At 43.8% G+C, this 12362-nt stretch carries 9 protein-coding genes and 21 tRNA genes; 27 read left to right on the plus strand and 3 right to left on the minus strand.

The window, feature by feature from the left end:
• The first annotated feature begins 131 nt into the window (after positions 1–131).
• From M1D84_RS04825 to M1D84_RS04925, 21 genes are all read left to right on the plus strand, one after another.
• A tRNA-Val gene (locus M1D84_RS04825) sits at positions 132–207 on the plus strand.
• Positions 208–240: 33 nt separating this feature from the next.
• A tRNA-Thr gene (locus M1D84_RS04830) sits at positions 241–316 on the plus strand.
• A gap of 37 nt (positions 317–353) precedes the next feature.
• Positions 354–429, plus strand: a tRNA-Lys gene (locus M1D84_RS04835).
• Between the two features lie 8 nt (positions 430–437).
• Positions 438–520: transfer RNA gene (locus tag M1D84_RS04840), tRNA-Leu, on the plus strand.
• 30 nt (positions 521–550) lie between these two features.
• Positions 551–622: transfer RNA gene (locus M1D84_RS04845), tRNA-Gly, on the plus strand.
• 12 nt (positions 623–634) lie between these two features.
• A tRNA-Leu gene (locus M1D84_RS04850) sits at positions 635–720 on the plus strand.
• Between the two features lie 10 nt (positions 721–730).
• Positions 731–807: transfer RNA gene (locus M1D84_RS04855), tRNA-Arg, on the plus strand.
• Between the two features lie 7 nt (positions 808–814).
• A tRNA-Pro gene (locus M1D84_RS04860) sits at positions 815–891 on the plus strand.
• Positions 892–899: 8 nt separating this feature from the next.
• Positions 900–972: transfer RNA gene (locus M1D84_RS04865), tRNA-Ala, on the plus strand.
• A gap of 25 nt (positions 973–997) precedes the next feature.
• A tRNA-Met gene (locus M1D84_RS04870) sits at positions 998–1071 on the plus strand.
• 4 nt (positions 1072–1075) lie between these two features.
• Positions 1076–1152 (plus strand) — tRNA-Ile (locus tag M1D84_RS04875).
• A 7-nt stretch (positions 1153–1159) separates the two neighbouring features.
• Positions 1160–1252: transfer RNA gene (locus M1D84_RS04880), tRNA-Ser, on the plus strand.
• A 22-nt stretch (positions 1253–1274) separates the two neighbouring features.
• Positions 1275–1351: transfer RNA gene (locus tag M1D84_RS04885), tRNA-Met, on the plus strand.
• 4 nt (positions 1352–1355) lie between these two features.
• A tRNA-Asp gene (locus M1D84_RS04890) sits at positions 1356–1432 on the plus strand.
• Positions 1433–1450: 18 nt separating this feature from the next.
• Positions 1451–1523 (plus strand) — tRNA-Phe (locus tag M1D84_RS04895).
• A 25-nt stretch (positions 1524–1548) separates the two neighbouring features.
• Positions 1549–1624, plus strand: a tRNA-His gene (locus tag M1D84_RS04900).
• An 11-nt stretch (positions 1625–1635) separates the two neighbouring features.
• Positions 1636–1709 (plus strand) — tRNA-Gly (locus M1D84_RS04905).
• Positions 1710–1726: 17 nt separating this feature from the next.
• Positions 1727–1803: transfer RNA gene (locus M1D84_RS04910), tRNA-Ile, on the plus strand.
• 6 nt (positions 1804–1809) lie between these two features.
• Positions 1810–1884, plus strand: a tRNA-Asn gene (locus M1D84_RS04915).
• A gap of 3 nt (positions 1885–1887) precedes the next feature.
• Positions 1888–1978, plus strand: a tRNA-Ser gene (locus M1D84_RS04920).
• A 7-nt stretch (positions 1979–1985) separates the two neighbouring features.
• Positions 1986–2057, plus strand: a tRNA-Glu gene (locus M1D84_RS04925).
• A gap of 76 nt (positions 2058–2133) precedes the next feature.
• On the opposite strand, the gene M1D84_RS04930 is transcribed toward M1D84_RS04925, so the two are convergent.
• The 3 genes from M1D84_RS04930 to M1D84_RS04940 form a co-directional block, all read right to left on the minus strand.
• Positions 2134–2610 carry a TspO/MBR family protein gene (locus M1D84_RS04930; protein ID WP_332285511.1) on the minus strand — a complete coding sequence of 159 codons (477 nt, stop codon included), beginning with the start codon at positions 2608–2610 and terminating at the stop codon, positions 2134–2136.
• 86 nt (positions 2611–2696) lie between these two features.
• Complete coding sequence (locus M1D84_RS04935; protein WP_041107397.1) at positions 2697–3431, minus strand: TraR/DksA C4-type zinc finger protein; 735 nt, start codon at positions 3429–3431, stop codon at positions 2697–2699.
• Between the two features lie 118 nt (positions 3432–3549).
• Positions 3550–4488, minus strand: coding sequence for a 1,4-dihydroxy-2-naphthoate polyprenyltransferase (locus M1D84_RS04940; protein ID WP_024424940.1), 939 nt, complete (start codon positions 4486–4488; stop codon positions 3550–3552).
• Positions 4489–4868: 380 nt separating this feature from the next.
• Here M1D84_RS04940 and M1D84_RS04945 point away from each other — a divergent pair, with 380 nt between their 5' ends.
• The 6 genes from M1D84_RS04945 to menC all read left to right on the plus strand — a co-directional run bounded on the left by M1D84_RS04945 (position 4869) and on the right by menC (position 12310).
• Positions 4869–6287: an isochorismate synthase gene (locus M1D84_RS04945; RefSeq protein WP_332285509.1), complete on the plus strand. Its 1419-nt coding sequence runs from the start codon at positions 4869–4871 to the stop codon at positions 6285–6287.
• Complete coding sequence (gene menD, locus M1D84_RS04950) at positions 6280–8025, plus strand: 2-succinyl-5-enolpyruvyl-6-hydroxy-3-cyclohexene-1-carboxylic-acid synthase (RefSeq protein ID WP_332285508.1); 1746 nt, start codon at positions 6280–6282, stop codon at positions 8023–8025. Before M1D84_RS04945 ends, menD begins: the two co-directional genes overlap by 8 nt.
• Positions 8007–8834 (plus strand): 2-succinyl-6-hydroxy-2,4-cyclohexadiene-1-carboxylate synthase, encoded by an 828-nt coding sequence (menH, locus tag M1D84_RS04955; protein ID WP_247721595.1) that lies wholly within the window; start codon positions 8007–8009, stop codon positions 8832–8834. Before menD ends, menH begins: the two co-directional genes overlap by 19 nt.
• Before the next feature lie 14 nt (positions 8835–8848).
• Positions 8849–9667 carry a 1,4-dihydroxy-2-naphthoyl-CoA synthase gene (gene menB, locus M1D84_RS04960; protein ID WP_024424937.1) on the plus strand — a complete coding sequence of 273 codons (819 nt, stop codon included), beginning with the start codon at positions 8849–8851 and terminating at the stop codon, positions 9665–9667.
• Positions 9668–9738: 71 nt separating this feature from the next.
• Positions 9739–11199 carry an o-succinylbenzoate--CoA ligase gene (locus M1D84_RS04965; protein WP_332285507.1) on the plus strand — a complete coding sequence of 487 codons (1461 nt, stop codon included), beginning with the start codon at positions 9739–9741 and terminating at the stop codon, positions 11197–11199.
• A complete protein-coding gene (gene menC, locus M1D84_RS04970) occupies positions 11186–12310 on the plus strand; it encodes an o-succinylbenzoate synthase (protein WP_133744339.1) in 1125 nt (374 codons plus the stop codon). The genes M1D84_RS04965 and menC overlap by 14 nt, the downstream gene beginning before the upstream one ends.
• Positions 12311–12362: the final 52 nt, after the last annotated feature.

Genomic DNA, 12362 nt, shown 5'->3' on the forward strand with positions numbered 1-12362 from the left:
GTGAAATGACGATCATTTGTTAAAAGAAATACGCAATGAAAATTGAAATAAAATTTTTTTAATATAGCCTTTACAAATGATTAAAACCTGTATATAATAATCTTTGTCGGATCGAGAGATTCCTACATAGTGGAGGATTAGCTCAGCTGGGAGAGCATCTGCCTTACAAGCAGAGGGTCGGCGGTTCGAGCCCGTCATCCTCCACCATATTTATTCTTACATAATGTTAGGATAGATAAAGCCGGTGTAGCTCAACTGGTAGAGCAACTGACTTGTAATCAGTAGGTTGGGGGTTCAAGTCCTCTTGCCGGCACCACTTTCATATGGTAAGATAGACAAGTCGCTTTTAAAGCGAGCCATTAGCTCAGTTGGTAGAGCATCTGACTTTTAATCAGAGGGTCGAAGGTTCGAGTCCTTCATGGCTCACCATGTTTCATGCGGGTGTGGCGGAATTGGCAGACGCGCTAGACTTAGGATCTAGTGTCTTTATGACGTGGGGGTTCAAGTCCCTTCACCCGCATTGCCAAATAAAATAAAGAAATCCTGTAATGCGGAAGTAGTTCAGTGGTAGAACACCACCTTGCCAAGGTGGGGGTCGCGGGTTCGAATCCCGTCTTCCGCTTATACCATCCACGCCGGGGTGGTGGAATTGGCAGACACACAGGACTTAAAATCCTGCGGTAGGTGACTACCGTGCCGGTTCAAGTCCGGCCCTCGGCATTATAAATAAGCGCCCGTAGCTCAATTGGATAGAGCGTTTGACTACGGATCAAAAGGTTAGGGGTTCGACTCCTCTCGGGCGCGCCATTAAGATCGGGAAGTAGCTCAGCTTGGTAGAGCACTTGGTTTGGGACCAAGGGGTCGCAGGTTCGAATCCTGTCTTCCCGACCATCTTTTATGGGGCCTTAGCTCAGCTGGGAGAGCGCCTGCCTTGCACGCAGGAGGTCAGCGGTTCGATCCCGCTAGGCTCCACTTTTTAAAAGATTAATTTGATCATGGCGGTGTAGCTCAGCTGGCTAGAGCGTACGGTTCATACCCGTGAGGTCGGGGGTTCGATCCCCTCCGCCGCTATAAAGGACCTTTAGCTCAGTTGGTTAGAGCAGACGGCTCATAACCGTCCGGTCGTAGGTTCGAGTCCTACAAGGTCCACCATCTATACGGAGGAATACCCAAGTCCGGCTGAAGGGATCGGTCTTGAAAACCGACAGGGGTGTCAAAGCCCGCGGGGGTTCGAATCCCTCTTCCTCCGCCATATTTTTTAAAACCCATATCATCGCGGGGTGGAGCAGTTCGGTAGCTCGTCGGGCTCATAACCCGAAGGTCGCAGGTTCAAATCCTGCCCCCGCAACCAAAATGGTCCGGTAGTTCAGTTGGTTAGAATGCCTGCCTGTCACGCAGGAGGTCGCGGGTTCGAGTCCCGTCCGGACCGCCATTTTTCAAAAGAATACTTGGCTCGGTAGCTCAGTTGGTAGAGCAACGGACTGAAAATCCGTGTGTCGGCGGTTCGATTCCGTCCCGAGCCACTTTTATAAAAATATTCATAGTATGGCGGTTGTGGCGAAGTGGTTAACGCACCAGATTGTGGCTCTGGCACTCGTGGGTTCGATTCCCATCAATCGCCCCATACATATTTTTGCGGGTGTAGTTTAGTGGTAAAACCTCAGCCTTCCAAGCTGATGTCGTGGGTTCGATTCCCATCACCCGCTCCATTTGTATATCTGTTCATGGGCCTGTAGCTCAGCTGGTTAGAGCGCACGCCTGATAAGCGTGAGGTCGGTGGTTCGAGTCCACTCAGGCCCACCATGATCTTCCGCAGTAGCTCAGTGGTAGAGCTATCGGCTGTTAACCGATCGGTCGTAGGTTCGAATCCTACCTGCGGAGCCAAATGGAGAAGTACTCAAGTGGCTGAAGAGGCGCCCCTGCTAAGGGTGTAGGTCGCGTAAGCGGCGCGAGGGTTCAAATCCCTCCTTCTCCGCCATTGATATGGCCCGTTGGTCAAGCGGTTAAGACACCGCCCTTTCACGGCGGTAACACGGGTTCGAATCCCGTACGGGTCATTTTTAAAAGAGATCTTGTCAAAGATCTCTTTTTTATTTTCTCCAAAACGAAAGACCGCATCATGGCGGTCTTTTTTTACATATTCATGGAATAGATCGTATAAGACAAGTATGTGGCAAAGAAGCCCCATAAGACATATGGAATCAGTAAAATTGGAACGACTTTGCTTAGTTTACGTGAGACGATGACAAGTGCAAGTGCTGTCAGTGCGACGAGAAGGCAGTCGATTGTAGCTACAAACAAATCCTTTTGTGTAAATTGAAAAAAGCTAAAGGCTTGATTTAAAACATAATTTAAAAGGAAAAGAATCCAAAATGGTAAAGTGATTTTTTGGAATCCATATTTTCCATAAATGATCGCTGCGGACAATGAGATGAGTGCAAATAAGACAGCCCACACAGCACCGATCACACCGCCACCAGGCGTCCATTTTGGTTTATTCAATGCGTCATACCATTCTCTGTCGACGGGGAACAAGAATCCGGCAATAGAGAATAGTGCGTATGTAATAAAGAAGACGACAATCGCCCAAATGATACTTTTTCTAGCCATCAAGAATCTCCTCCAATCAAATTCACTCTTAAAATGATTTCCCAATAATTACATGATATAAACATAAAGCCCCCAATATGAGGGGACTAATGATTTTCTTCTGTATAAGGTTCTTCCTCGTACGGTTTCAAGTCACCAAATACCGTCATGACACCTTCTTCGTCTAGTGCTTCTTCATAGGCCTCGTGTGCTTTGTTCGGATACACCTTGCTTGCTTTTCCTTCAATATCAGCAGCTGCGAATCCTTCGTAGTCCTCTACATAATCTTCATCTTCTGATTGTGTATATACATCATCGTATGTCAGAGGAGGGAATTCCATATCAGACGGGGTCTCAGAGTTTCCGTAGCGTTCTACGTCTTGGTAGGCATCCTCTCCATCGTACGCAGCACTTTCTTCATTTTCAAATTGTCCCGCGGGAGGACTTAATAAATCCTCTTCAATCGGACGGTTTTGTGAAACGGTCTGTTCTTTTGAATGCTCTGTGCATGTGACGGCAGTAGGCAAGGCTTCTAAGCGTTCCTTTGGAATAGGGGCTTTACAGACCTTGCACAGACCATAAGAGCCGTCTGCAATGGCTTGGAGTGCTTCATTGATGTCTAACATATGTTCATGTTCCAAGCTGTTTAAAGCAATATCTTTCCCACGCTCGAACAGCTCTGTCCCTTGATCACCCGGGTGGTTATCATAGGCAGACAATTCACCGATTGAATCGTAAGGAAAGGATACTTTCTGTTCATCGTCATGGCTTTTGGCTTCAAGTTCTTTCTTTTCATCGAGAAGGCGCTGCTTCAAATGATGTAATTCGTCTTTAGACAACAAATCGATCATCCTTTCATATCAAACATATTGTTAGTATGAGCAATTTTGTATGTAAGACTAGTTCCAATTTGAAGCAATTCCTTATTAAAAAAACGCCTGCGGCTGCAGGCGTTCTTTGTTACGCGATATAGTATTGTAAGATCAAAGCGATCGTCAGCAGAAAACCAAAAAATGTATTGGTTTGAGCTGTAGATTTCATGGCATTCATTAATTCAATCGGCTTTTCTTTTTGTTTAAACTCTTTAATGGCTGTATAGGCTTTTGGCACACTCAGTAAAACAAGAAGACTCCAAAGACCGACGATATCTGTGAAGATATAAACAAAAATGAGTACATATGATACCAAAAACATGGAAAGTAAAATGTTCACTGCAGCTTTGCGTCCAGCAAGAATGGCAAGTGTTCTTCGTCCATTTTCCTTATCCCCGTCTAAATCACGGATATTGTTCGATAGTAAGATGGCACCAACTAAAATAGAAATTGGTAGTGAGATGAGAACCGCTTTAGACGTCAGTGTGCCTGTTTGGATATAGAAACTAATCAGGATGATTCCTAATCCCATAAAAGCACCTGAAACAAGTTCTCCAAACGGTGTATATGCAATTGGTACAGGGCCGCCAGTATAGAAATAGCCTGCTGCCATACAAATAAGTCCTATTAGTGCAATCCACCAGCTAGACATCATGCAAATATATACCCCAAGTAATAAAGAAAGCGCAAATAGTGCATAAGCAAGGCTGAGGACTGTCTTTGGCTTTACACCGTTTCTTACAATGGCTCCGCCGATGCCGACAGATTTCTCGTTGTCAAGCCCGCGAACATAATCAAAGTACTCATTAAACATGTTTGTTGCGATTTGGATAAACATAGATGCAAACAGCATGGCTAAAAATAGCCCAACATGTATTTGACCACTTGGAAGTGCTAAAACAGTTCCTAAAGTAACGGGAATAAATGCTGCTGTTAGTGTATGCGGTCGTAGTAAATTCCACCAAATTCGCCAGTTTTTATCAGGCTTTATTGGTGAAAGTTGATCTGATATCGATTGATGCTGCATAAAATATACTCCTTTAAATAAAAAAATACGTACACGTCCAAATTCCAGTTTAGCAAAGTTCAAAAAGGTGTCAATATATTGATGCGATGAATCGGGAAAAAGATGTTTGCTAATCGTTGCCATATCGAAGGAAAGCTTGATTTTAGAACAGGACCTGCCATTTTACCTTTGATGCTCTCGTTTCAATAAGCAGGAGCGAAAAAATCTTGAAAGCGTGATATAATAAGGATTCGAGGTTTTAAAAGCTGTTTTCTTTACTAAGTTCATCTGTTAAGGTTTATAATAGAAAAGCAGGTCATTCGACATATTCGAATGTTCATGTATTTTTTTGTTATGGTTTTATTTTTTATGTTATTTCATGGATTTTGGAGGAATGTATCATGGTGACAACAGTGCAAAGTACTTTCCGGCAGGAAGCGCTCGCGACATTAGAAGAAGCGAATAACGTCAACCATGCTGTTTTGATAAGCTACTCCAGAAGAGTTGACGATCTGGATCCTCTTGCCTTTTTCCAAAGCGGCGAAGCGGATTTTTTAGGCGAGCGGTTTTTTTGGTCTGATCCAGAAAGCCAAATGATATTTTCTGGACTTGGCAGAGCGGCCGTCATTAAATCATCTGAGCAAGGCAAGGAACGATTCGATATAGTCCATCAAGAATGGGAACAGCTAAAGCAGCTCATGTTCCATTTTCATGATGAGAAGGAGTTAAAGCAAGCGGCTGTTGGTCCGCTTTTATTTGGAGGATTCTCGTTTGATCCGCACGAAGAGAAGGCGCGTCATTGGGAAGCATTTGGCGAGGCTCATTTTTTTGTGCCATCGATCATGCTGACTGTCTCAAAAGAAGGCAGTTTTCTTACGATCAATGAGTGGAAGCAGGTGGACGGGAATGTTCATCAGCTTATTCAAGAATTAGAACAAAAAGCCTCCCGTTTCGAGGCATTGCCAGTACGGACTGGTGGACAAGCTGAACTTGTTCATATGGAAGAGCTGGATGTGAACGAGTGGATGAAGGCGATCCAAGAAGCGACAGACCACATTCGTGCAAACGAATATGAAAAGGTTGTTTTAGCAAGAGAAGTCTTGCTTCACTATAAAAATCAAATTGAACTTGCTCCACTATTAGCAGAATTATTAAAGCACCAAACAACGAGTTATGTATTTGCGGTTGAACAGGGAAGACAAGCATTTGTCGGAGCCACGCCGGAACGCTTAGTGAAAAAAAGCGGTGGAGAGGTCTTTTCATCCTGTTTAGCAGGTTCCATTGTTCGCGGAAAAAATGAAGCGGAGGATCACGCATTAGGCGAGGAACTGCTGCATGATGAGAAGAATTTGATTGAACATCAAATTGTCGTCAATATGATTGAGCAAGCATTTAAAGCGAATTGCCTTCATGTGCATAAACCAAATCAACCAAGTCTTTATAAAACAAAAAACATTCAGCATTTGTTTACACCGATTGTGGGAGAAATCAAAAGCAGCTGTTCCCTCTTTTCATTAATTGAGCAGCTTCATCCGACGCCGGCATTAGGCGGATATCCTAAGGAAAAGGCGGTTGAAGTGATTCGTGAAATCGAACCGCTTAAGCGCGGCTGGTATGCAGCGCCGGTAGGCTGGATTGATTCTCAGGATAATGGAGAATTTGCTGTAGCCATTCGGTCAGGTCTTATTGAGGAAGATCGTGTTCGTTTGTTCGCCGGCTGCGGAATTGTAGAGGATTCCCTTGCAAAGCAGGAGTATGAGGAAACACAAGTGAAGTTAAGACCAATGCTGTCTGCTCTTGGAGGTCATCCTATTGAATAATCACATCATGACAACATATATAGGCAGATTGATGGATGAATTCGTCCAAGGTGGTGTGAAAGAGGCAGTTGTCTGTCCTGGTTCTCGTTCAACTCCGCTTGCGATGCTGGCCCTTGCTCATCAAGACATCCATGTCCATGTTTTAGTGGACGAACGGTCTGCTGCTTTTTATGCGCTTGGTCTTGCAAAAGCAAGTCAATCACCAGTGCTGCTTATTTGTACATCAGGTACAGCAGCTGCTAACTTTTATCCAGCCATTGTAGAGGCGCATTATTCTCGTGTACCTCTTATTGTTTTAACTGCTGATCGGCCGCACGAATTGAGGGAAGTTGGGGCACCTCAAGCGATTGATCAGCAATTCTTATTCGGTAAGTTTGTTAAATGGTTCACAGACTTAGCATTGCCAGAGGAAAGTCAAACGATGCTGCGTTATGTTCAGACAGCAGCTGCGAGAGCAAATCACATGTCGATGCAGGAGCCAAAAGGGCCTGTTCAGATCAATGTACCTCTGAGAGAACCATTGCTTCCTGATCTGTCTATTGACCCTTTCGCGCGAGAAGAATCAGACACGAAAAAGGTATTAGCATCAGGTCATGCTTTCCCAAATGATCGAGTGATGTCTGAAATCGTAACCGTCATGAATCAATCAAAAAAGGGACTGATTGTGGCTGGTGAACTTCATACACAGGAAGAAAAAGAGGCAGTTTTACGCCTTTCAAAAGCTCTGCATTTACCTATTTTAGCTGACCCGCTTTCTCTTTTGCGCAACGGGCATGAGAATAAAGAGCTAATTATCGACGCTTATGATTCTTTATTGAAAGATGAAGCATTGCAGCAGCACCTATTGCCGGATATGGTCATTCGCTTTGGACCGATGCCTGTATCTAAGCCCTTATTCAAGTGGCTGGAAAAACATGCGGAAGTAAAGCAGATTGTTGTAGATGCAGCCGGAGGTTTTCGTGATCCTGGGTTAAGTGCTTCATACGTCATTGAAAGTACTGTCTCTGCTTTTGTAGAAGCAGCATTAAATCAAGCAGTACAACGTAAAGAGACAAGTTTCTTAAACTGCTGGCAGAATGCTAATTCTTCATTCAGAACGCATGCAGCCCGCTATTCAGATGAGGATTTGTCCTTTGAAGGGAATGTGTACCGTCAGCTTCAGCACCTCTTGCCAAAGGAGAGTGTCCTTTTTATCGGAAATAGTATGCCGATTCGTGATGTAGATACATTTTTTGAAACTCAGTCCAAGCCTTTTCGAATGATGGCGAATCGCGGAGCAAATGGCATTGACGGCGTTGTGTCCACAGCACTTGGCACGTATGCAGCATTGAAGCAGCCAGTCACTTTAGTCATTGGAGATTTATCATTTTACCATGATATGAACGGTCTGCTTGCAGCTAAGCTGATGGACATTCCGCTGACAGTTGTTTTGATAAACAATGATGGGGGAGGTATCTTTTCTTTCCTTCCGCAGGCGTCTGATAAACCTTATTATGAAAAGCTCTTTGGTACGCCGACAGGACTGAATTTTGAGTATGCATCGAAGTTATATGGGGGAACCTATTCGAAACCGGCAACGAAACAAGAGTTACATGATGTGTACATGGCGCATATCGATGAACCTGGGCTTCATTTAATTGAAATTGAAACAGATCGTCATTCCCGTGTAGACAAGCATCGTCAAATGATGGATGACATATTGGAAGAAGTGAAAAAAGAATGCCTTCGCTCATCATAAGAATGCGTGATGGGGTAGCGTACGAAGTGGTGGACCAGAACCCTTCGGCAGCAAATGCCACATTATGCTTACACGGCTTCACTGGAAGTGCAGCGTCTTGGACGTTCTTGAATGCTTATTTGGAGAATACAAGACTGATTCAGGTCAGCTTGCTTGGACATGGGCGTACGGACTCGCCAGAAAGTGTGAGAAGATATGCCATGTCTCAGCAGCTGGCAGATCTTGTAGAGATTTTAAACCAATTAAAGCTTCACAAAGTGAATATTCTCGGATATTCTATGGGAGGACGTATTGCTTTATCATTTGCCGCTCGTTATCCAGATCGTGTCAATAAATTGATTCTTGAGAGTACATCTCCTGGGCTTCGCACTTTTAAAGAGCGGATGGCAAGACTAAAGCATGATCATCAGCTTGCTCAAAAAATTAGACATGAAGGCTTAGTGAAGTTTGTTGATTTTTGGGAAAGCATCCCTTTGTTTGCGTCGCAGAAAACTTTATCAGCGGAAAGGCAGACTGAGCTGAGAGAGGGAAGACTAAAAGCCAATCCTCTTGGACTGGCTCGCAGCTTAGAAGGAATTGGAACAGGTTCACAGCCGTCTGTTTGGAAGGCGTTAAAGCATATTCATTTGCCTGCTTTGTTCATTTGTGGAACGCTTGATGAAAAGTTCTGCCATATCGGCAAACGTATGCAGCAGGAGCTGAAAGGAAGTCAATTTATAGTGGCTGAGCATGCTGGGCATACAGTTCATGTGGAACAACCACATTTTTTTGGTAAAATAGTAAGTGAGTTTATTTTAGCGCAAGATTAGAGGAGGAAATATTGATGGCTATTGAATGGCAAACTGAGCGTCAGTATGACGAAATTTTATATGAAACGTACAATGGGATCGCAAAGATTACGATTAATCGTCCGCACGTACATAACGCGTTTACCCCGAAGACTGTTAGTGAATTAATTGATGCATTTTCACGGGCTCGTGATAATTCAGAAGTTGGTGTGATCGTACTTGCAGGTGCTGGCGGAAAAGCATTCTGTTCTGGTGGAGACCAAAAAGTTCGCGGCCATGGCGGTTATGTAGGAGACGATCAAATTCCACGTCTAAATGTATTAGACTTGCAGCGTTTGATTCGTGTCATTCCAAAACCAGTTATCGCAATGGTAGCAGGTTACGCGATTGGCGGAGGCCACGTTCTTCACGTTGTGTGTGACCTGACGATTGCAGCAGATAATGCAATTTTTGGACAAACAGGTCCAAAAGTAGGCAGCTTTGATGCTGGTTATGGTTCAGGCTACCTTGCACGTATTGTTGGTCATAAGAAAGCAAGAGAAATCTGGTACTTATGCCGTCAATACAATGCACAAGAAGCGCTTGATATGGGACTTGTTAACACAGTTGTCCCATTAGATCAGCTTGAAGAAGAAACGGTGAAGTGGTGTGAGGAGATGCTAGAAAAGAGCCCGACTGCTTTACGATTCTTGAAGGCTGCATTTAACGCAGATACGGATGGATTAGCTGGAATTCAGCAATTTGCAGGAGATGCGACACTTCTTTATTACACAACAGATGAAGCAAAAGAAGGACGCGATTCCTTTAAGGAAAAACGCAAGCCGGACTTCGGCCAGTTCCCGCGTTTCCCTTGATTCAATGATATCAATGAACAACAGCTTAGTGCATCAGACTAAGCTGTTTTCTTTTACGAAAAGGAGGTGTCATGATGAAGCAACCTAATTGGCTGCTGCACCGTGCCTATTTAACGCCAGATCGAGTCGCACTCATTTATCAAGAGAAAGAGTGGACATTTCACGAATTAGCTCAAGAAGCGGAAGAGCTTTCAAATAGACTTGCTCAGACATCATTGAAAAAAGGGGAAACGGTTGCGCTTTTGATGAACAATCATCCTCATATGGTGATGCTTGTACATGCCTGTTTTTTATTAGGGTTAAAAATTGTGCTATTGAATAATAAGCTGACAAAAGCTGAAAGGCGCTATCAGCTAGAAGATGCAAAAGCCGCGGCGTTATTAACAGAATCTAGTTATGCAAGCGACCATGAGGGTGATTTACCCGTTTATACAATGGAAACTTTACCTAAACCAGGGCAAGGCCATGTCAACAAGATCGAGAGTGAATTTGATTTGAATGAAACAGCGACCATCATGTATACATCTGGGACAACAGGACGTCCAAAAGGGGTAGAGCAAACGTTTGGCAATCATTTTCATAGTGCTGTTTCCTCTGCACTGAATCTGGGTCTCAGAGAGGATGACCGCTGGCTCATTGCCCTGCCTCTTTTTCATATTAGCGGCTTATCTGCTTTATTTAAGTCTGTGATATATGGAATGACAGTCGTGCTTCATCAGAAGTTTGACGTCGATGAAGTAAAGCATTCTATTGAACGGCATCGTGTAACGATGATTTCTGTTGTGCAGACGATGTTATCTCGTTTGTTAAGCAGATTGGCAGAATGTCCGTCTTCTTTGCGCTGTCTTTTATTAGGCGGAGGACCTGCGCCTTATGCGATGCTTCAAGAAAGCAAAGAGAAGGGCTTTCCTGTCTTTCAATCGTACGGGATGACGGAAACCTGTTCACAAATTGTGACCCTTGCGCCCGAATTTAGTGTAGAGAAGCTTGGGTCAGCGGGAAAACCTCTTTTTGGGTGTGAGCTGAAAATTCAAGATGGTGATCGCATTTGCCGTCCTTTTGAGCATGGTGAAATCATGGTGAAAGGTGCAAATGTGATGAAAGGATACCTTTACCGTGAAGAGGCGACCGCGGCTGCTTTTGATGAGGGCTGGCTGAAAACGGGCGATATTGGCTATGTGGATGAGGAAGGGTTCTTATTTGTGCTTGACCGCCGTTCAGATTTAATTATTTCTGGCGGAGAAAATATTTATCCTGCGGAAATTGAAGCGGTTCTGCTAACACATCCGTATGTCAAGGAAGCCGGAGTAACGGGTATGTATGATGATAGATGGGGAGAGGTACCTGCTGCTTTCCTTGTAACAGATGATAAGATACCGGAGAATGAGCTCTATGCTTTATGTGGTTCGCATTTAGCCAAATATAAATGGCCCGCCGCTTTTCACTTTGTGGACGAGCTGCCAAGAAATGCGTCGAATAAATTGCAAAGGCACAGACTCAGATCAAAGGGGTTTTCAAATGATTCAAATTGAACGAGTAATTTTATATCATGTCACGATGAAGCTTAAACAGCCATTTACAACAAGTCTTGGAACCATTTCAGAGCGTGAGTTTATTATTGTTGAAGTCAAAGATCAGACAGGATTGACTGGATGGGGAGAAGTCTCTGCTTTTTCTTCTCCGTGGTATACAGAAGAAACAATTGAGACTTGCTATCATATGCTGAGAGCTTTCTTTATCCCGAACGTGCTGACGCGCACCTTTACACATCCTTCAGAAATCCCTGACAGTCTGTATCATTTTAAAGGCAATAGGATGGCGAAAGCAGGCATTGAAGCGGCTGTTTGGGATATTTATGCGAAGCGTGAGAATAAGTCTTTACGCGATGTATTAGGCGGTACAAAAGATAAAATACCATCTGGTGTTGTGGCGGGGTTAGGCCCTATTGACGATATGCTTGAGCAAATTCAGCAATTTGTTGACCAAGGATATCAGCGGGTGAAGGTGAAAATTAAACCAGGACAAGATATTGGACTTCTTCAAAAGATCAGAGAGTCTTTTCCTGATCTGCCATTAATGGCAGATGCAAACTCTGCTTATGAATTAAAAGATATTAGCAAGCTTAAGCAGCTCGACGATATTCGTTTATTAATGATTGAACAGCCTTTAGCTGCAGATGATATTGTGGACCACCGCCATTTGCAAAAGCATTTAAAAACGCCGATTTGTTTAGATGAAAGTATTTGTTCTTTAGATGATGCTAGAAAAGCTGTAGAGCTTGGCAGCTGTCAAATTATTAATGTGAAGCCTTCACGAGTTGGCGGATTGACAGAGGCTCTTAAAATTCATACGTTCAGTAAGGAGCATCAAATTCCGTTATGGTGCGGAGGGATGATTGAAACAGGTATTTCCCGAGCGCAGAACGTAGCACTTGCTTCGCTTCCTCAATTCACGATTCCCGGTGATATTTCAGCTTCGTCAAAATTTTGGGAGCAGGATATCATTTTTCCTGAAATTAAGGTTGAAAATGGGTTTATTGAGGTGCCTCGCTCCCCAGGAATGGGCGTGGAAGTTGATTACCAAGCGCTCCGTTCGTTTTCAGATAAAATCGACGTGTTTACAAAACATGATTTTGTGAAATAAAAACGAAGGAATCACCTTTTGCATCCCAAATAGAATACAGGTATAGTGAGAG

The sequence above is a fragment of the Bacillus sp. PK5-006 genome, from assembly GCF_054161415.1.

What these genes read in the sequence shown, in the direction of transcription:
- M1D84_RS04930 (WP_332285511.1), bottom strand. Translation starts at nt 2,610, where the DNA reads ATGGCTAGAAAAAGTATCATTTGGGCGATTGTCGTCTTCTTTATTACA.
- M1D84_RS04940 (WP_024424940.1), bottom strand. Translation starts at nt 4,488, where the DNA reads ATGCAGCATCAATCGATATCAGATCAACTTTCACCAATAAAGCCTGAT.
- M1D84_RS04945 (WP_332285509.1), top strand. Translation starts at nt 4,869, where the DNA reads ATGGTGACAACAGTGCAAAGTACTTTCCGGCAGGAAGCGCTCGCGACA.
- menH (WP_247721595.1), top strand. Translation starts at nt 8,007, where the DNA reads ATGCCTTCGCTCATCATAAGAATGCGTGATGGGGTAGCGTACGAAGTG.
- menB (WP_024424937.1), top strand. Translation starts at nt 8,849, where the DNA reads ATGGCTATTGAATGGCAAACTGAGCGTCAGTATGACGAAATTTTATAT.
- M1D84_RS04965 (WP_332285507.1), top strand. Translation starts at nt 9,739, where the DNA reads ATGATGAAGCAACCTAATTGGCTGCTGCACCGTGCCTATTTAACGCCA.
- menC (WP_133744339.1), top strand. Translation starts at nt 11,186, where the DNA reads ATGATTCAAATTGAACGAGTAATTTTATATCATGTCACGATGAAGCTT.